The sequence below is a fragment of the Pseudomonas shiyinii genome, from assembly GCF_056725765.1.
In genome coordinates, this window is the sequence record NZ_CM161522.1 from 2,829,558 (window position 1) to 2,848,806 (window position 19,249).

Genomic DNA, 19,249 nt, shown 5'->3' on the forward strand with positions numbered 1-19,249 from the left:
GATACGCGCTCGCCTGGCCTTTAATACACCCACCACATGATCGAGTGAACGGTCATCGGTTCACCGTACGCGGCATCGGCGCAGCAGCCATACTCGAAAGCGTTGCGCTTGTACCCGTGCCACCTGAACGCAAGGGAACGATATGGACAGCATCCGTGGTACCGCCTTCCTCCAATACGGCGAGCTGCTCGCCGCCCATGGCGCCAACCTGCGTGATTACCTGGCGCCCCACCGCATCGGCCTGGACGTGGTCGGCAACTACGAAAAACGCTTCGCCTACAAGAGCCTGGTGCAGATCTTCGAAGGCAGCGCACGGGCCCTGCACCTACCGAATTTCGGCCTGGAGCTGGCGACGCGCCAGGGGCTCACCCTGCTCGGCCCGCTCCAGCACCTGGCGCGCTCGGCGCCCACGGTCGGCGATGCCCTGATCGCGGTGATCCGCTACATGCGCGTGTACAGCCCGTCGATCCACTACAGCCTGGAACGTCGACCCGGCCGTGCGCTGCTGTACTTCCAGAACTCGCTGCCCGACAGCCGGGAGACACCACAGATCATCGAGAAATCGGTACTGCAAGGCGGCCTGTTGATCAATGAACTCCAAGGTGGCTCGTTCGTACCCAAGACCGTGCTGTTCAGGCACCTGCCCCTGGCGCACATGGCCGTGTATCAACGCTATTTCGGTTGCCCGGTACTGTTCGGGCAAGAACACGATGCACTCGTCATGGATGCCGAAGACCTGCAATACCGCTGCGTCCAGTACGACCCCGCCTTGCACGATATCGTGCGGTTCTATCTGGAGAACCAATACGGGGCCGAGACCGAACTGCTCGAGAAGGTGAAACAGCAAATACAGATACTGCTGCCCAAGCAGCGTTGCAGCCTGGAGCAGGTGGCACTGTTACTGGGAGTCCACGTCAGGACACTGCAGCGGCGCCTGGCCAGCAACGGCGTGGAGTTCGAACAGTTGGTCGAGCAGGTGCGCTGCCAACAGGCCAGGCAGTTGCTGCATCACACCTCCCTGGGGGTTGCCCAGATCGCCCAGGAGCTGGGTTACCGGCGACCGGCTTCATTCTGCCGTGCGCATTATCGCTGGTATGAGTGCACGCCGTTGGAGCATCGCCAGAAATTCGATAAGCGCGAAAGCAGTTGATGTAGCCACACACGACGATATACCCATTTGATGACAGCTTACTCGGGCACCTGGCAGGCCTTCCCTGGAAAAGGCTCGGCAAACATACCAGTACTTGCGTTGACTCCTTGTCGCCAAAAGAGTACAGCCACACCGCCGAGAAAGCGTTCAAAGCTCGCTATGCTCAATTGATCTGTCCTCTCTAGTTGGGGCAATGCAGCCATTCAAAAGGAGCTTGTAATGAAGGTCGTTGCCAATTCGTTCTCATGCCTCCCCCTGTCGCGCTTCCCTGTTCGAGCACGTGGTCAGAGCACACGATCACGACGCGTCGATGATGCCTGAATGCGCCTTGATGCTATTCGCCCCTTGTGCGGGGCAGCGGCCGTGCAAGTCCCCTACCACGTGCTCGTTATCACCAATGATCAAAGCGCACACACACGTTGCACCGATAACCTGGCCCGGAACAAAACCACCGCTTCGACGTGGTTAATGACGGCCTGTGTTTGCGAGTAACACACCATCAAGAGCGCGACCTCTTCAACATTGTTCTGTACGGACTGACGCACATGACGAGTGATCGAGTTGAAGCAGTGCATCAACAAAAGAGTCACCGGCGGGCCAAGGCCGCCGCGTGCGCCTTGCTGCTGGGCTGCAGCGCCGCAAATGCCGGCGGGATCCTGATCTACGAGGCCGGCCAGGAAGGCAACGGCCTGGCCAACGCCGGCTCGGCAGCGCTGGCCAGAGACCCCAGTGTGCTGATGAGCAACCCGGCAGGCCTTACCCAATTGCACGGCACCCAGGTCAGCGCCAATGCCCAAGTGATCCTGGGCGACCTGCGTTTTTCGCGAGACCGCAACAACCAGTTCGACGGCAACGAAGGGGGCAACGCCCTCCAGTACCTGCCCGGCGCCAGCCTGTTCATCAGCCACCAGATCGACGATCGCGCGGCCATCGGCTTCGGCATGTACGGCAACTTCGGCCTGGCACTGGACTACGATGACGACTGGGCCGGGCGCTACTTCACCCAGGAGGCCGCGATCATCGGCGTCTCCTTCCAGCCCACGTTGGCGTACAAGTTCACCGATGACCTCTCCGTGGGCATCGGCCCGCGCATCATGTACGGCTACTACCGCACCGAAATGGCCATCGACAACAACCTGCTGGGCCTGCGCGATCGGCCCGACGGCCAGCTGGAATACAAAGACACCGACGTCGGCACCGGCGTCAACCTGGGTGTGCTCTACCAACTCTCCCCTCGCACCAAGCTGGGCCTGGCCTACACCAGCAAGATCAAGCTGGAGTTCGAGGACAGCCCCCACCTGAGCGATATCAGCAACCCAATCATCAACGCAGGCTTGCGCCGTCTGGACGTCGACTCACTGGAGCTGGACCTGAATGTGCCACAGACGGTGACACTCAGCGTGGCCCACGAGCTGGACGAGCAATGGACGCTGCTGGGCAGCCTCGGCTGGCAAGACTGGAGCGACTTCGGCGATGTCGGCGTGGATGTCGACGCCAACAACGGCGGTGTCAGCCGCTCCGTCGACCGCAAGTACAAGGATACCTGGCACGCCTCCATCGGCGCCCAATACCAGGCCACGCCCCGTGTGCGCTGGAGCATGGGGCTGGGCTACGACAGCTCGGCGGTGGACGACGAGGACCGCACTGTCGACAACCCCATGGGCGAGAGCTGGCGCCTGGCCACCAGTGTGAACTACGCGGTCGACGACGGCCTCGACCTGCACCTGGCCTACACCCTCGTGTGGCTGGGTGACATGGACGTGGACCAGACCAAGGCGCGCTCGGGCAATACCTTGTCCGGCAGCTTCGATAACAGTGCCCTGCACATCATTGGAGGAGGCGCGACCTGGCGCTTCTGACCCGACTCTCGCGCACCGAACTGCAAGGTCGCAACGCATCGCCGAATGTCCCAAGGAGAAACTGCATGAAACTCAAGTCGTTCGCTACTACCGTGTGCCTTTCCTCGTTATTGCTCAGCGGTTGTGCGAGCAAGTACGTGGAATCCGATCAGTATTCAGGCTTTCTGAAGGACTACAGCATCCTCAAGGAAGAAAAGTCCCCCACCGGCGCCCCAGTGATGCGCTGGATCAAGCCTGGCGTGAACGCCAACGATTACACCAGCGTCTATATCGAGCCCAGCCAGCTCTACCCACGCCCGCAGCCGACCGAGAAGATCCCACAGACCACCCTGCAGGGCATCACCCAGTACTACGACCAGGCCCTGAAGACGCAGTTCTCCAAAGTGCTGCCGCTGGCCACCAGCCCTGGCCCTGGCGTGCTGGTGGTACGCCCGGCGATTACCGCCGTAAGCGCCTCCACCAAGGGTCTGCGCCCCTACGAGGTGATCCCGATCGCCCTGGTGGCGGCCGGCATCAGCACCGCCACCGGTATTCGCGACCAGGACACCAGCGTCGCTACCGAGGCGGCGTTCATCGATGGGACCAGTAACGAGTTGGTGGCTGAAGTGGTGCGCAAGGGCGCCGGAGCGGAGCTGGAGAATTCCTCGCAGGTGATGCAGGCCAAGGATGCCCGAGCGGTGCTCGATGCTTGGGCACAGGACATGGTTAGGTCCTTCCAGGCTTTAAAAAAATAGGCTGCGCAGGCTATTGGTGCTACCCCGCACGGGGGACTGCTTGAACGAAACATCAGTGTTGGATCGATAGCGGCCATGCAGGACCGGCCGCTATCGGCCCAAAGGAGCTTTTGCCAGCGGGCAACGCCTGTGCCTTTTGATTGAGACCTCGCACCAAGGACTTGCTGCAAATGACAAGCTTCTTGCTCAACGCCCTACGCACCAATCCAGAAATCGCGGTGTTCTTGACCATCGCATTGGGCATCCTGATCGGACGTATTCGTCTGGGTAGTTTTCACTTGGGCTCGGTCGCCGGCGCCTTGTTGGTTGGCCTTCTGATCGGACAGATCGGGCTGACGGTACCCCATGAGCTGAAGTCGGTATTTTTCGCTTTGTTCATCTATGCCGTCGGCTTCAAAAGCGGGCCGGAGTTTTTCGGCAGCCTGAACCGTGGGACGTTCAAACTGGTATTGCTATCGATCGTGCTTTGCGCCACGGCCTTGGCCACTATCCTTGTTTTGTGCCGATTCTATGGTTTTGATGCAGGCCTCACCGCAGGGCTTGGGGCCGGTGCCTTGACCGACACTGCCATCATGGGGACCGCCAGCAGTGCCATCGCCCAGCTCCCGTTGGGCGAGGCCGCCAAGGCTCAGCTGAACAGCCATATGGCCGTGGCCTACGCGATCACCTATTTGTTTGGCACCATTGGCCTGGTCGTTTTCGTAGGAAGCGTTGCACCCCGCCTCTTGCGTATCGATCTCGTCGAATCGGCGCGAGCGTTGGAACAAGAACTCGGCGTCGAGCGCGAAGAAGATGCTCTGAGCATCCCGTACACCCGCATCGTGGTGCGCGCCTATCGGCTTGCGTCCCCGTCGATGCATGGTTTGACTGTCAGCGATGTCGAGGCATTGCACCCATCCATGAGCGTGGAGCGGGTCGTGCGTGGCAGCCAAGTCCTCGACCGAGATCCCAGCCTGCGCCTGGAAAAAGAGGATGTTCTTGGCGTGTTCGCGTTGCGCGAGGCCGTACCCCACCTGAGCGAATGGATCGGGCCAGAGCTGGATCACCCCGAATCGATGTCCTTCCCGACCTTGACCGCCGAGATCGCCCTGACTTCACGGACTCTGGCGAATAGAACGGTTCAACAGATAAAGCATGACCTGGTGGGCGCTGAGCGCATGGGCTGCTATATCAAGACAATCACCCGCCAGGGTCTGGAACTCCCGTTGTTGCCACAGACGGTGTTGCGCAAAGGGGATGTCATTACCTTGGTGGGCCGTACAACCAGCGTTGAAGCACTGGCCCAGCAAATCGGCCGGGTTCGCCAGGGAAACTACAAAAGTGACATCGCCATCCATGCGCTCGGCATGGTGCTGGGCTCGCTGGCTGGCATGATGTCCACCCATGTTGGGTTGATCCCCGTCGAGCTGGGGATCGGCGGCGGGGTGCTGGTAGCCGGCCTTGTCATTGGCTGGTACAACTCTCGACATCCGGATGTCGGTACGCTGCCACCGGCAGCGCAATGGGCTTTCTCCGAATTCGGACTGACTGCGTTTGGTGCGGTGGTGGGCCTGCTGGCCGGTCCCGCTGCCCTCGCCGCGTTGCAGGAGCAAGGTTTGGCGATACTGATTTCTGGGGTAGCAGTGACCCTGCTTCCTCCCCTTGTAGCCTTGTATTTTGGCCATTACGTGCTGCGCTTGCATCCGATGATCCTGCTTGGCGCCCTGGCAGGTGCGCAGACCGAAGCCGCCTCGATGAACAAAATCATTGAACAATCGGGTAGCAACACACCCGTGATCGGCTTTACCGTGTGTTATGCCATTTCCAACGTCCTGCTGGCTGTCTGCGGACCGATCATCATCGCCTTTACCGCGCAATGATCCGTTGCGCTCCTAAAGCGGCCCCTCATACAACCCCAGGGCTCCCGCCCAAGTGGGCAAGCAAGCTTTGCATGGGCCCGCTCAGTTCGCCCCACGCCTTGAAGCACAAGCACAGCTGACGCTGCGCCCAACTGTCTTGCAATGCAACCACGTGAAGGGAATAGCGCCGCCGATAGCGCTTGGCAATGCTCTGCGGCACGATCCCGATGCCAACGCCATGCGCGACCATTTCGCATAACCCTTCGAATGTCTTCATGCGGATTCGAAGGTCGAGCGGCCTACCCGCTGCACGGGCATGCTCGTCGATGTGGTCTTGCAATGCGCTTCCTTGGGACAGGCCCACGAAGGGCAGCCCCAGCACGTCCGCGAACGTCACCTGCTTGCCGAGGGCGTAGGTGTTCTGTGCAGCCGTGATCACGACCAAGTGGTCCCGTGCCACGGCCTGCACTTGCAGCCCATCCGCCGCAATGGCATCTGAAATCACACCCGCCTCGATCAACCCCGCGGCAACGGCGCGAACGATCTCGGTGCTGGTGCGCTCCTTGAGTTCGATACGCAAACGAGGCCGGGCGGCCAGCCATGGCGCAAGACGGCTGGGCAGGAACTCGATGAGCGCGGCGGTATTGGCATAGAGGTGCAGCGTTCCCCGGGCGCCTGCGGCGAAGTCTTGAAGCTCGCCCTTGAGCATCTCTTGCTGCCTGAGTATCAGGCGGGCGTGATGGGCCAGCGCCTCGCCGGCTTCCGTGGTGACGACGCCTCTGGGGCGTCGCTCGAGCAACGCCACCCCGGCTGCGCTTTCGATGTTGCGCAGACGCTCGCTTGCCGAGGCCAGGGCGAGATTCGCGCTCGCGGCCCCGGCGGTGATGCTGCCGGCATCCACGATGCACAGGAACAGCTGCAGATCTGCCAAGTCGAGGCGCATGTGAACCCTACTCCTGCCTTCGGAATGTCCGAAGCATCAGCTGATGTTTCCGCATTGTGCCCAGACTCGCACGTGGCTTCAATTGGCTCAAACACATTGCTATAGAGGCCTGCGATGCACGACGCTGCTTTGAACATCCTGCTGCTGATCGGCACCTTCCTGGTCGCAGGGATGGTGAAAGGCGTGACAGGCATGGGGCTTCCTACCGTAGCCATGGGGCTGCTGGGAACGATGATGCCCCCAGCCAGTGCCGCCGCGATCCTGGTCATTCCGTCCTTGGTGACCAATGTGTGGCAGCTGTTTTGCGGCCCAGCAGTGGCGCGGCTGATGCGCCGCCTATGGCCCATGATGCTGTGCATCACGCTCGCAACGGTTGCCGGTTCAGCATGGCTGGTCAAGGTGAATCCTGCCTGGTCTGGGTTCGCCCTTGGCGTAGCGCTCATCGTGTACGCCATGTATGCGCTCATCACGCCTGCCTTTTCCGTGCCCGCGCAGCTCGAGCGATGGCTGTCGCCGATGATCGGTTTGACCACGGGTATGGTCACCGGCGCTACGGGCGTGTTCGTGATGCCGGCGGTTCCCTATCTTGGGTCGTTGCACATGAGCCGCGAGGAGTTGGTGCAGGCGCTTGGCTTGTCGTTCACCGTTTCCACCCTCGCGCTCGCGACAGGGCTGCTCGCCCACGGCGCGTTTCAGGTCGCGCAATTGGGCACGTCCACGCTGGCCATCGTTCCGGCATTGGCCGGGATGTGGGCCGGTCAGGTTGTACGCAGGCGGATCAGCCCCAAGCGCTTTCGGCAGTGCTTCATGCTGTTCCTGATCGTGCTGGGGGTTGAGCTTTTTTGTCGTCCATTCTGTTGATATGCGTTGCCGATGATCGAACAGGGTCCGCATCGGCTGCGACGCCCCTAACCAGCGTTTCACCCTCCACCTGAATACCCCAAGCGCACTTCCGCCCATTCGAATGCATTGTCAGCAAGAGACACATTCTGACAAGCTTATTGCTAATCATTATCATAATCATCAGCAACAAGGATGACAGCATGTCCCAGGCCCCTTCGCCCCAACGCTTCACGCCCACACGCAGCCTGTTGGCAATCGCCATCTGCGTGGCGCCGCTCACACCCACGGTCGCCAGCGAGCAACCCGCAGCGCCCGCGGTGCTCGAGCTAGGCGCCACGGCCATCACGGACACGGGCCTGGGCAGCACCACCGAAGGGTCGCAGTCGTACACCACCGGCAGCATGTCCACCGCCACCAAGCTCCCCCTGACCATGCGCGAAACACCCCAGGCGGTGACCGTCATCACCCGCCAGCGCATGGATGACCAGAACATGACCAGCATCAACGATGTGGCCAGGTACACCCCCGGCCTGTTCCTCAATCAATCCAGCGGCCCTGGCCGGCAGTCCTATACGGCCCGTGGCTTCGACGTGGACAGCATCATGTACGACGGCATCCCCAGCTCGTACACCGGCTGGGTGGTAGGCGCCCAACCGAACCTGGCGATGTTCGATCGCGTGGAAGTGGTGCGCGGCGCTACCGGCCTGGTCACCGGGGCCGGTACGCCATCGGCGGCGATCAACCTGGTGCGCAAGCGCCCGCTGGCCGAACGGAAGATCACCCTGACGGGTGCTGCCGGCAGCTGGGACAACTACCGGGGCGAACTGGACGCCTCCAGCCCGCTCAACGAAAGCGGCACGTTGCGTGGGCGGGTGGTCACCTCGTACCGTGACGCCAACAGCTTCCGAGATGGGCAGAAGGAAGATCACGGTCTGTTCTATGCGATCACCGAAGCCGACCTGAGCGAGGACACCACCCTCACCCTCGGCTTCTCCCACCAGAAGGACAAGACCAATTTCTTCTGGGGCGCCATCCCCACCGATCTCAGCGGCCACCACCTGGACGTGTCGCGCTCGTACAACCCAGGCACGGATTGGGAAAACAAGGACCAGGAAATCAATACCCTGTTCGCCGAACTGCGTCATCTGCTGGCCAATGACTGGAAGTTGCAGGTCAACGCCAACTACAGCGAGCAGAACGCCCTGTTCCGGGGCTCGTACCAATCGCGCTGGAACACGGCCAAGACCTTGAGCCGTACCGTCTACCAGGCCAAGCACGACGAGAACCAACTGGGCCTGGATGCCTTCGCCAGCGGCCCGTTCCAAGCCCTGGGCCGCACCCACGAGCTGGTGGTCGGCGCCAGCAAGCGCCTGTACGACATGAACGAGCACAACTACAGCCCGTACGACACCGACTACCCTCTCGACGGCGGCAAGCCCAACTTCGTGCATACCGGCAACAACCGCTACCTGATCAACCAGGAAGGTGTCTACACCACTACCCGCCTGAGCCTGGCCGACCCGCTCAAGCTGATCCTGGGCGGACGACTGGACTGGTACGACTACGACCAGCGAGACAATGACGCGGGCGACTACAAAGTGACGCGCAAGGTCACTCGCTATGGTGGCCTGATCTACGACCTGGACGAGCACCATTCTGTCTACGCCAGCTACACCGATATCTTCACCCCGCAAAGTGGCCGGGATGGCACCGGCCAGCCGGTGACGCCCATCGTGGGCAAGAACTACGAGGTCGGGATCAAGGGCGAGTACTTCGATGGCGCGCTGAATGCCAGCCTGGCGCTGTTCCGGATCGACCAGGAAAACCGCCAGGTCGAAGTCAAGCTGCCGAGCTGCCCGCAACTGACCTGCTACCAGGCCTCCGGCGAAGTGCGCAGCCAAGGTATCGATCTTGAACTGCAAGGTGCGCTGACCGACCAGTGGCAGATCGGTGCGGGCTACACCTACGCCCGCGTGCATACCATCAAGGATGACAATGCCCCCGCCAAGGTCAACAAGCCGCTTGAAACCGACACCCCCGAACACCAATTCAAGCTGTACACCACGTACCGTTTCCAGGGCCCGCTGGAGAAGCTGCGCATCGGGGGTGGCGTGACCTGGCAGAGCCGCATGTACAACGACATCCCGACCGAGGGCGGTGAGTACCGACTGATCCAGGGCAGCTATGCGGTCACCGACCTGATGGCCGGCTACCAGGTGAACCGGCATCTCGATCTGCAGCTCAACGCCAATAATGTATTCGACAAGAAATACTACTCGTCCATTTCCGAATCGGTGGACTACGGCGGCGATACCTTCGGTGATCCGCGCAACCTGATGTTGACCGCCAAATATACCTTCTGACACCACGACGCTGCGGTGCCATATGGGAGGTCGTTGCCTGGGCTGGCCCTATCGCGGGGCAAGCCCGCTCCCACAGGCACCGCGCAATATGCCCGGCCAGCGCCCACCGAGATTGCGCTGTTCTCAAGACTTGCGAATCCCCTGCGGACGGGCTTGTCCCGCAATTGGCCCGGCTTCCCTTGGCAGACAGGCACGTGCCACACTCAGCCCTCGTTACCCAATAGAATTCCCATTGCCATGCCCGCAGGTTTTCCTGGTTTGCCTTCGCTCAACGCACTGCGCGTGTTCGAAGTGGCAGCGCGTCACCTGAACTTTCGTCTTGCCGCCGAGGAGCTCGGCGTGACCCAGGCTGCAGTAGCTCAACAGGTCCGTGGGCTGGAAGCGAGCCTGCAGGTTCGCCTGTTCGACCGCCTGCCCCGCGGCCTTGGCCTGACCGATGCCGGGCGTGCCTACAGTGCGAACGTTCGCAGTGCGCTGACGATGCTCGAGGAGGCCACCCGCCTATTGCGCCCAGAACCTTCCCACCTCACCGTCAGCGTAACACCGACCTTCGCCGCTAAATGGCTGATCCCGAAGCTGGGGCATTTCGCCCAGGCGCATCCGGACATCGACCTGCGGGTGCTGGCCACCGAGCGGCTTTCGCATTTCCATACCGATGGCGTCGATATCGCCGTGCGCTACGGCCACCCACCCTTCGGGCCCGGCCTGAACACAGAGCTGTTGATGGAGCAACGGATCGTTGCGGTGGCAAGCCCCGCCTTGCTGGCTGAACGCGGCCACCCTGATCGCTTCGAAGCCCTTCAAGGGTACGTCGCGCTTCACGATGCCCATGACTACTGGCCGCAGTTCATCGCCACCGTATTTCCCGGCCACCGCGCAACGACAGCCAGGCATGTCCGTTTCAACCAGACGTCCCTAGCGATCGAAGCTGCCGTTGGCAGGCAAGGCATTGCGCTGGCCAGCCATGCCTTCGTCAAGGACGATATCGCCGCAGGCAAGCTGGTGCAGGTTTTCCCCCAGTACTTGCGTCTGGACAAGGCGTTCTACCTTGTATGGCCACGCAAGGCGCAACAGCCTGCCGCCCTGGATATCGTCAGGCACTGGCTCAACGCCCAGGCAGACGAAAGTCAATCTACTGGCTCGGCATAGCTGGGCTGCCTTCCTCGCTACTCCTGCGACTGCTAGTGTGGAACCCACTGCAACAGCGTGTTTTCAATTCCCAGGAGGTAGCATGTCTGTAGAAAAAGTAGCGATCATCACCGCCGGCGGCAGTGGCATGGGTGCAGCCGCGGCGCGCCGTCTCGCGGCCGATGGCTTCAAGGTCGGCATCCTTTCGTCTTCGGGCAAGGGTGAGGCGCTGGCCGCCGAGCTCGGCGGTATCGGCGTCACCGGCAGCAACCAGTCGGTGCAAGACCTGCAGCGGCTGGTCGATGCCGTCGTCGAGAAGTGGGGCCGCATCGACGTGCTGGTCAACAGCGCCGGCCACGGCCCTCGCGCGCCCATCCTCGAGATCAGTGACGAGGACTGGCACAAAGGCATGGAGACCTACTTGCTCAACGTCATCCGCCCTACGCGCCTGGTGACGCCGATCATGCAGCGGCAAAAAGGCGGCGTGATCATCAACATCTCCACGGCCTGGGCCTTCGAGCCGAGTGAACTGTTCCCCACCTCGGCGGTGTTCCGCTCTGGCCTGGCGGCATTCAGCAAGATCTTCGCGGACAACTTCGCCGCCGATAACGTGCGCATCAACAACGTACTCCCCGGCTGGATCGACAGCCTGCCCGCCACCGAACAGCGTCGCGACAGCGTGCCGCTCAAGCGATACGGCACCAGCGAGGAAGTCGCCGCGACCATCGCCTTCCTCGCCAGCGATGGCGCGGCCTATATCACCGGGCAGAACATCAGGGTCGATGGTGGGGTGACGCGTAGCGTCTGATGAAGGTGTAGCGTTCGTCTTGCCGGTTCGAACCTGTGCTTGGCGCTTTAAATGCCGGCCCACTGGTTGTTAACGCGCTTGGTCCGAAAAGGTTGCGATAAATGCATACCGAGACGGAGCCGGTCACTCCAAATTGGACACAGATCTTCCTGTGTTTGACTTGAGGTAAGCGATCATGGCTAACAATCAAGACAAGGGTAACCAAGGCGACAGCAACACCGGCATGGGCAACAACACAGGCCCAGGCCAGCAAGGTGGCCAGGGCCCGGGAAGCGGCATGCCTAACCAGCAAAAAGGTGGGCAGCAATCGGACCGCAAGCCTGAGGACAAGATGAACAAGGACTGGGATCGGTCTCGGGAATCCGGAAGCCAGGGCGGCCAGGACATGACCGACAAGCAGAACCCCACCGACAGGGATCGCATGGGTGGGCAGCGATCGCAAAGCGACACTCAGCAGTGGGACAAGAATCGCTGATTGCCATTGAGCGGCGCCGGGGTGGGTGACTGCCCTGGCGCCTGCCGGACCTTTCGGACAAGCCGCCTGGCAAGCGCTTCGCCCTTGATCGCGGGACAAGCCCGCACACAGGGGCGAGGGATAGCGAAGTCCGACGCTACATCTGTTTCCGTAGCACAGCCAGGCGCTGCAATATGGCCAGCACATGGCCTTGCTCGATCATCGTCCCCCAATGACCGTCGCAGAAGCGCTCTCCCCGCGTGCAATAGGTCAGCAGGCTCTTGAGCTGCGCCAGGTCAGCTTGAGCGATGCATGACGGATCTTCCAACATGGCTTCGGCACCGTGCCGGAGGTAATGCACATCGACCCAACAGGCTTTGCCTGCCAGTTCGTAGAACTGCTCGACCACGGCGTAGTAGTCGGGCCAGTGCGTGTTTTTGCGAACCTCGTAGGCTTTGATGGCGACTCCGCTCGGGTAGAGCAACGCGTGGTAGCGCAGCAATTCATCGATGTCGGCAAGTTCGGGGTCGGGGTATTCCCACAGCTCGGCCTCATCGCAAAAGCGCAGGGCAGAACGATCGACTGTCGGTCGGGCACCTGGAGCCAGGTTCTGCTCAACCCTGGAAAGGGTACGAGCGTCGCCCTGCGCGCTTGCCGGGGCCTCACCCGTGCACGCTCCGTTGCCCAGGAGCGCCCGCACGCGTTGGATGAGTCTGAACATCGCGCTACTCCACAAGTAGGCCGGGCTGCCCGTCGGTGCCAAGGCCCGCGGCCAGCCGGCCCGATGACTTACCAGCGCATCCCTTTGAACGGATTCCACCCCTGCTCGCCCTTACGCTCCTTCAGGTAATAGGCATAGTTGGTGGCCAGGGCGTACAGCAAGTTGAAGGCGAAACCGAAGCCGAAATCGACGGCTTTGGGCGCCTCCATGCCAGCCAGGCCGAAGAGCAGGTCGATCACGATGGAGGCGACCACCATGATCCCGAGCAAGGCCAGGTTCTTTTTCCAGAGCCCGAGGATGAAGAGGTAGATGGGGCCGAAGAAGAAAGCGATGATATTGGCGTTGACCAAGATCTTCTTCTTGAAAGGCAATTGCTTGAGTGCAGGCTTGTAGGCCGGCGAATTAGGCGCGCCGTGGGCATCGAAGAACGCAAATCGCTCCTGCCATTTTGCGTTGTAGCTCGCGGTTTCCTGGGTTCCTTCGGTGACGCTCATTCACAACTCCTTGTAGTCCTTGAATAGTCGGTGCGGGTCGATCGACCGCTGCCCCGAGAGCGAAAGACGGACCTGTGCCACTGTTCAGGCCTAGCATCCGTGCATGTCCTCTCCGGCGCTAGTGTGGCAGCTACCGGCAAGTGGAACAATGCCCTGTTGCCATTGGCCAACGGCAGCAACGCCATGTGGAAAAAGCGCTAGAGCACAGCGCGTATACCGAGTAGCACAGCGAGGTGGCCTGGGTAGAACCAATAGCTCCATCGCGTGACCGGTATGACCCGCAAGGGTAACCTGCATCCGAACAGCGCCAGCCCAAGTACAGGCGCAAGCGCGGCAACCAGCAACGCCAGCATGGCATAGGGTTCCAGCTGCAGGGCACGCGTGAACAGCCCGGTGCGCGTGTTGATGATGACGCACAGCGCAACGGGCACGAGTGCAAAGCACATCGGGCGCTTGATCGCCAGCAACAACGCCGAAGGAAGAAGCACGCCAAAGAAACCATACATGAGCGGCGCGTTCAGCAGACAGGCGACTGCCATCGCCGCGGCCGCCATAGCCAGGCTTTCGACGCTTCGGTGGTGCGCCCCCCAGGCAACCAGCAGGCCCAGGGCCAGGGTCACCAGCACATTGAATGTGTCCGAGGTGCCAATCAGGCGATACGGCACCTCTGAAAGCGCAGCGAACAGCACCAACAGCGCAAGGTAGCGGCCGTTGCTCCGGGTGAACAGCTCGCCTGGCCGGGTGCGCGAAACATTGATCGCAATGGCCAGGCAGAACAAGGGGAACGAAAGCCGGCCAAGCACGAACAGGCCACTGAGCGCCGGCCAGGCCAGGCGCATGTGATCGAGCACCATGGTCACCAGGGCGATCCACTTGATCAGGTCCTGGCCCGCATGGCGCCTATTGTTGGCGTTGGCTTCTCCAGGGTTCACGGCATGCTCCACGGCCTAGGTGTGTCAACGTCTGTAACGAAGCGCCTCGTCCAACGCGGCGAACGCCGATGAGGTCTGTCGTCGGTTCGGATAATACAGAGGGTAGCCTCGGCCAGGCAGTCGTGCGCATCAACCCAAGGTCGCGACACTGCGCAGGATCAGCCGTACCAACATCGTCTGGCGCGTCACGCCGGTCTTGGAGAAGATCGATCGCAGGTGGGCACGTGCCGTATTGGTGCTGATGCCCAGCTCTTTGGAGGCTTCGTCCTTGGTCAAGCCGTTGGCCAGCAACATGGCCAGGCTGGTTTCTGCAGGCGTGAGGCTGAACAGCGCGCTGACGATTTCCTTCGGCGCGCTGGAATGCCGCTCCGGGTCACTGATGAAGATCACCACCGCCGGGCACTGCTTGCCTTCGCTCCATTCCAGCGGCGGGACCGAGCGCACGATGATGCCCAGGTCCGCGCGCCCGGATGTACGCTTGACCCGCAGGGCCTCGACCACCGACGGGGTATTGCTCTTGTGCGAGAGCAAGGAACGCTTGACCAGGCGGCGGAACTCCTGGGTCTCGCGGCTGCTGCCGACCACCAGCGAGTCCTGGACCAACCTGATGCCATCCTTGGCCTGGATCAGGCCATTGGCGACCTCGTTGGTCTGCAGGACACGGCCGGCCTCATCGAGCAGGATCGTGCCGACCTCGAGCTGGTCCACCGCCTCGGCATACAGGTTGCGTTCGGTGGCGATGCGATTGAGCTGGGTGTGGATCTCGACCGAGCGTTCGAGGTGAGGGATGAACTGCGCCAACAGCGCCTTTTCTTCGTCGCCAAAGGCGGGCGCGCTACGGCTGCGGCTGATACGGATCCGGCAATTGACACCGTCACAGGTGGTGATGTCGGCCCCCAGGATATGGAACACGTCCAACGGCTCGAGGAAGCTCTTGTAGAACTCCGAATTCAGCCAGTTGTTGTCGGTGATGAACTCCGAGTTGGTGACCACCTGGCGGTTAGGTAAATCGACGAAGGGGTCGAGGGCGAAGAAATACTGGTTGTACGAGCTGGTGATCTCCGCCGTGGAGCCGGTGGTATTGATCATCAGGCCGACGTCCAGGTGGCTTGGCGGGCGCAGCATGAAGGTGACGTACTTGCTGCGCATTTGCACATTGAGCTGGTTGAGGAATGTCGCCCAGGGAATGGTCTCCCGTGGCCCTTGATAGAGTTTGCCGACTAGGTCACTGAACAACTCGACGCTGAGGTTGTGCATTGAAAAACCGCTTTCTTGTTGACGTTGACACGGTGTTGGAAGCACTGCCATCAGGCCCTCTGGCCGATTGCACGAGGCTTGCCAGGCAGTGTACCTGCCTTGGCGACGTGCAAGGCAGCCCGACGGCCAATGGCCGTTGCGGCGCAGGTCACGATTGTCACGTTCGCGCCCAGATCGATCATCACCCTTTCCTCGCTACGTCTGGTTGGACGAGTGCTAAAGCATTCTCGGCAGCGATCACCGAGCAGGCATCGGCCATTGGGACTATGGCCCAACGCTCGTGGGTAGGCGCCCTAGCAACCGGCGGCGGTGAAACCCGGCCCGGCGGCCAATGTTTGCCGGAGGCTTGCGAATAGAAAGTCGCACATCGCCTTCTTGCAGGCATCCAGCGGGATCGCCTCGAGCGACAACAGCCACAGATCGGCCCCCTGCCCTTGGCCGGGCAGCAAACCCGGGAGGCGAACCAGGCCTGGATCGGTTTCGGCGAAGGCCTGCCACATCAGGGCAACGCTGCTACCCGCCAAGGTCGCTGCCTTGAGGACCGCCCAGCAGTCCACCCAGCTGACGGTACGGGCATCTTCGCCGACGTGGCTGGCCATCAGGCTGGCCAGCAGGCAGCCCTGCATGTCTTCGGACCATCCCACCCAGGCGGTGTCCTGCGCGCCCATGCCATGGCGCGACACCTGCGCGGCACCATAGACGCCGAGCGACAATCGCCCCAGGCACTGCCCTGCCAGGTACTCAGGCTTGGCACGCAAGGCGCCCAGGGCGATGTCGGCCTTGCGTTGGGTCAAGGCGGTGACGGGATCACGCACACTCGAGACTTCCACGGTGACCTCGCCGTGGTTGCGCTGGAATCGCAATATTTCGGCGAGCAAGTCGCTGCCAAGCTCCGCGGCGACGGCAACGCGTACATGCCCTTGCAGTGCGCCTTGATGGTTGACCAGGGCCGTGGACAGTTGCGCCACGTGCTTTTCCAGCTGCTTGGCACACTTCAGGACTTTGATCCCCACTTCGGTGGGGTGGTAACCCGAGGCGGTTTGTTTGAACAACGGGCTGCCGATGCACTTTTCCAAGGCTTCGACACGACGACCTACGGTAGTCCGATTCACGCCCAACGCTTTGGCGCCCCCCAAGTAGGAGCCCGCTTCCACGGCGGCGAGAAAATAACGTAGATCATCCCAGTCCAACACTTCGCGCCCCTCCATGTGGTGCCGACGATATCGGGCCGCGCCGGGTAGCCTGCCCCACCTTGGCAACCATGGCCACAGTATTCAATTGGGCGCGAACGGGGTGCATAAAAGCACGCACCCGTGCCAGGGTCAACCGCGTGGCATCGCCTTGTAAACCGCTATTTGGCCGGGGTTTCCCCCGAGAAAAATAAAGTGCCAGCGATTGGCCCAGCGGTGCACGATTGCACACACGCGTGCAAATTTGAACATTTACAGGCCTGGCCTGCGCCACTAGTTTTCTTCCCGCCGAACCGTCTAACGGCGGAGCCTGGAAATATATAAAAAAGGGGAAGAAGGACGATGGTGGAGTTTGCACGGATCATTTCCAAGACACCCAGTCGTTATGCGCGTGGCTGGCATTGTTTTGGCTTGGAACGCACGATCAAGCAAGGCGAAGTGACCGCGTTCGAAGTGTTCGGGACGGAACTGGTGGCCTTTCGCGGCGAAGACGGTGTCATTCGGGTTTTCGATGCCTATTGCCCACACATGGGCGCCAACCTGGCGAACGGTACGGTCAAGGGCAATACCCTGGAGTGTCCCTTCCATTCATGGCAATGGGGCGATGGCGGCTACTGCGAGAAGATCCCCTACTGCGAGAAGATCCCGCCCAAGGCGCGAATTCGCCAATGGGAATGCATGGTGGAAAACGAATTGTTGTTCATCTGGCATGACCACGAAGGCTTGCCACCCATGGCCGAGCAACGCATTCCACCGCACCGCTGCTGCCAGGAAGAAAACTGGTCGGACTGGGTGGTGTTGAGCAAACCGGCCAATACCAATTGCCGCGAACTTATCGATAACCTGGCCGATGTCTACCACTTCGAACCGGTGCATGGCTCCCCCGTCAGCAGTTACCTCAATGTCTCCCAGGGGCATACCTATTGCCAGATGTTGACCGGCGGCAACCAGTTGATCGGCACCGGCGATTCACTGCGCAGCATTGCTTACTACTATGGCCCGTCCTATGTCATTGCCGACATGGAAGCGGAAATGTGGGGCCATAAACTTGAATGCATCATGATGATCGGCAACGTGCCGATCACCCAGGATCGTTTCATGATGCACTTCGGCATGAAAGTACGAGCGCTGGATAATTTGTCGTTCTCCGAAAACCAGAAACTCATCGCCGCCTATATTGCCAACGGCCAGGAAACGTTCTTCCAGGACCTGCGCATCTGGGACAACAAGAAACGCGTGGACAACCCCATCCTGTGTGGCGGCGACGGGCCGGTCTATCAGCTGCGCGAATGGTATGAGCAGTTCTATCTCGACCGCGACCAAGTCCCTGCCAAGACCGCCGAGAAACGCGTGTTCATCTCGCGGGAACGTGCAGACACGGCGCAGTGGCTGATGGACGTTCACGGCGTGGGCTTGGACGGCCAGCCGGTCAGGCAGCAGGAAGCCCAGCTGGCACCTTCTGACGCCTAGGGTGGATGGGCGAAAAAAAACAATAAACACCTGGAGATTCAGCCGTGAACAAAGATTTCTTTGCCGAACGCTTTCCCAAGGGCTGGTTTGGCGTGCTCTTTTCGAATGAGCTGGCCATCGGGCAGGTCAAGTCGCTCAAGTATTTCAATCGGGACTACGTCGCCTTTCGAGGCGAAAACGGTGAGGTCGCGATCCTCGATGCCCATTGCCCTCACCTTGGCGCCCACCTGGGCGGCGGCCAGTGCGTAGGCAACACCATTCGTTGCCCTTTCCATGGCTGGCAGTTCGACCGGCAAGGTAAATGCACTGCCATCCCCTATGCCGAGCGCATTCCGCCCAAGGCAAAGGAAGGCGCCTTGAAGTGGCACCCGGTGTGCGAACTGAACCAGATGATCCACCTCTGGTTCGATCCGCAGGGGGGCGAGCCCGAATGGGAGGTGCCGCGCTCCACCGAGATGAACGATGATGACGGCTGGACACGCTGGTACTTCAAGCGCTGGCGGATCAAGACCCAAGGCAAGGAGATCATCGAGAACCTGGTGGATACCCCGCACTTCGCCATCGTCCACCAGTCGCCGATCGACAAGATCACCGTCGAATACGACGGACACATCGCCCGGCAGATCTCGCTGATCGGCCGACACCCCACGCTGGGCAACCAGCTGGAGACCGTGGCGACCTACTTCGGGCCGGGCCTGATGCACGTCGAGATGCAAGGCACCCACGAAAGCCGGCAGGTCAACTTCCATACGCCGGTGGACCACCAGAGCCTGGACTTGTGCTATGGGCTGAAACTGCGCCACGACCCGGCCATCACCGACATCGACGCCATCGCCGAGGAATATGCAGGTTTCGCCCACAAAGCGTTCTACGAGGATGTCGAGATCTGGGAGAACAAGGTGTACCGCGAGGCTCCGCTGCTGTGCAAGGAGGATGGCCAACTGTTCGAATTGAGGAAGTGGTATCGCCAGTTCTTCGTCGATACCCCCCCACAGGCCATTATCGCCTGACGCCGAGCGTCGCCAGAACGCCACCCGAACGGGTGGCGTTTCTGTTCATGGTTGC

Annotated in this window: 17 protein-coding genes; 11 read left to right on the forward strand and 6 right to left on the reverse strand. The window is 61.1% G+C overall.

The features are described from left to right. Positions 1–142: 142 nt before the first annotated feature. From ACXHGZ_RS12710 to aspT, 4 genes are all read left to right on the forward strand, one after another. Complete coding sequence (locus ACXHGZ_RS12710; RefSeq protein WP_480460152.1) at positions 143–1,150, forward strand: AraC family transcriptional regulator; 1,008 nt, start codon at positions 143–145, stop codon at positions 1,148–1,150. A gap of 545 nt (positions 1,151–1,695) precedes the next feature. Next, positions 1,696–3,009 carry an OmpP1/FadL family transporter gene (locus tag ACXHGZ_RS12715; RefSeq protein WP_480460153.1) on the forward strand — a complete coding sequence of 438 codons (1,314 nt, stop codon included), beginning with the start codon at positions 1,696–1,698 and terminating at the stop codon, positions 3,007–3,009. A gap of 65 nt (positions 3,010–3,074) precedes the next feature. Further along, positions 3,075–3,743: a DUF3313 domain-containing protein gene (locus ACXHGZ_RS12720; protein ID WP_324812912.1), complete on the forward strand. Its 669-nt coding sequence runs from the start codon at positions 3,075–3,077 to the stop codon at positions 3,741–3,743. Positions 3,744–3,913: 170 nt separating this feature from the next. After that, positions 3,914–5,602, forward strand: coding sequence for an aspartate-alanine antiporter (gene aspT / locus ACXHGZ_RS12725; protein ID WP_480460154.1), 1,689 nt, complete (start codon positions 3,914–3,916; stop codon positions 5,600–5,602). Between the two features lie 25 nt (positions 5,603–5,627). Here the strand turns inward: aspT and ACXHGZ_RS12730 are convergent, their stop codons facing one another. Continuing rightward, positions 5,628–6,524 carry a LysR family transcriptional regulator gene (locus ACXHGZ_RS12730; RefSeq protein WP_480460155.1) on the reverse strand — a complete coding sequence of 299 codons (897 nt, stop codon included), beginning with the start codon at positions 6,522–6,524 and terminating at the stop codon, positions 5,628–5,630. 114 nt (positions 6,525–6,638) lie between these two features. Here ACXHGZ_RS12730 and ACXHGZ_RS12735 point away from each other — a divergent pair, with 114 nt between their 5' ends. From ACXHGZ_RS12735 to ACXHGZ_RS12755, 5 genes are all read left to right on the forward strand, one after another. Next, positions 6,639–7,385 (forward strand): sulfite exporter TauE/SafE family protein, encoded by a 747-nt coding sequence (locus tag ACXHGZ_RS12735; RefSeq protein WP_480460156.1) that lies wholly within the window; start codon positions 6,639–6,641, stop codon positions 7,383–7,385. A gap of 182 nt (positions 7,386–7,567) precedes the next feature. Beyond that, on the forward strand, positions 7,568–9,730 hold the full coding sequence (locus ACXHGZ_RS12740) for a TonB-dependent siderophore receptor (protein ID WP_480460157.1): 2,163 nt from the start codon (positions 7,568–7,570) through the stop codon (positions 9,728–9,730). A gap of 237 nt (positions 9,731–9,967) precedes the next feature. Continuing rightward, a complete protein-coding gene (locus tag ACXHGZ_RS12745; RefSeq protein WP_480460158.1) occupies positions 9,968–10,879 on the forward strand; it encodes a LysR substrate-binding domain-containing protein in 912 nt (303 codons plus the stop codon). An 82-nt stretch (positions 10,880–10,961) separates the two neighbouring features. After that, positions 10,962–11,666, forward strand: coding sequence for an SDR family oxidoreductase (locus tag ACXHGZ_RS12750; RefSeq protein ID WP_480460159.1), 705 nt, complete (start codon positions 10,962–10,964; stop codon positions 11,664–11,666). Positions 11,667–11,841: 175 nt separating this feature from the next. After that, the gene (locus tag ACXHGZ_RS12755) at positions 11,842–12,141 is read left to right on the forward strand and encodes a hypothetical protein (RefSeq protein WP_480460160.1); all 300 of its coding nucleotides are present in this window, start codon (positions 11,842–11,844) and stop codon (positions 12,139–12,141) included. Between the two features lie 136 nt (positions 12,142–12,277). Here the strand turns inward: ACXHGZ_RS12755 and ACXHGZ_RS12760 are convergent, their stop codons facing one another. The 5 genes from ACXHGZ_RS12760 to ACXHGZ_RS12780 form a co-directional block, all read right to left on the reverse strand. After that, positions 12,278–12,841, reverse strand: coding sequence for a DUF6508 domain-containing protein (locus ACXHGZ_RS12760; protein WP_480460161.1), 564 nt, complete (start codon positions 12,839–12,841; stop codon positions 12,278–12,280). A gap of 68 nt (positions 12,842–12,909) precedes the next feature. Beyond that, positions 12,910–13,335 (reverse strand): DUF2628 domain-containing protein, encoded by a 426-nt coding sequence (locus ACXHGZ_RS12765; RefSeq protein ID WP_480460162.1) that lies wholly within the window; start codon positions 13,333–13,335, stop codon positions 12,910–12,912. Between the two features lie 197 nt (positions 13,336–13,532). Further along, positions 13,533–14,189 carry a TraX family protein gene (locus ACXHGZ_RS12770; RefSeq protein WP_480464050.1) on the reverse strand — a complete coding sequence of 219 codons (657 nt, stop codon included), beginning with the start codon at positions 14,187–14,189 and terminating at the stop codon, positions 13,533–13,535. Positions 14,190–14,396: 207 nt separating this feature from the next. Continuing rightward, positions 14,397–15,524, reverse strand: a complete 1,128-nt coding sequence (locus ACXHGZ_RS12775; RefSeq protein WP_480460163.1) for a helix-turn-helix transcriptional regulator — start codon at positions 15,522–15,524, stop codon at positions 14,397–14,399. Between the two features lie 293 nt (positions 15,525–15,817). After that, positions 15,818–16,732 carry a LysR family transcriptional regulator gene (locus ACXHGZ_RS12780; RefSeq protein WP_480460164.1) on the reverse strand — a complete coding sequence of 305 codons (915 nt, stop codon included), beginning with the start codon at positions 16,730–16,732 and terminating at the stop codon, positions 15,818–15,820. A 393-nt stretch (positions 16,733–17,125) separates the two neighbouring features. Between ACXHGZ_RS12780 and ACXHGZ_RS12785 the strand changes: the two genes are divergently transcribed. Beyond that, complete coding sequence (locus ACXHGZ_RS12785; protein ID WP_480460165.1) at positions 17,126–18,184, forward strand: 3-ketosteroid-9-alpha-monooxygenase, oxygenase component; 1,059 nt, start codon at positions 17,126–17,128, stop codon at positions 18,182–18,184. A 44-nt stretch (positions 18,185–18,228) separates the two neighbouring features. Then, entirely contained in the window at positions 18,229–19,194 is a 966-nt protein-coding gene (locus tag ACXHGZ_RS12790; RefSeq protein WP_480460166.1) for a 3-ketosteroid-9-alpha-monooxygenase, oxygenase component, read from the forward strand. Positions 19,195–19,249 lie beyond the last annotated feature (55 nt).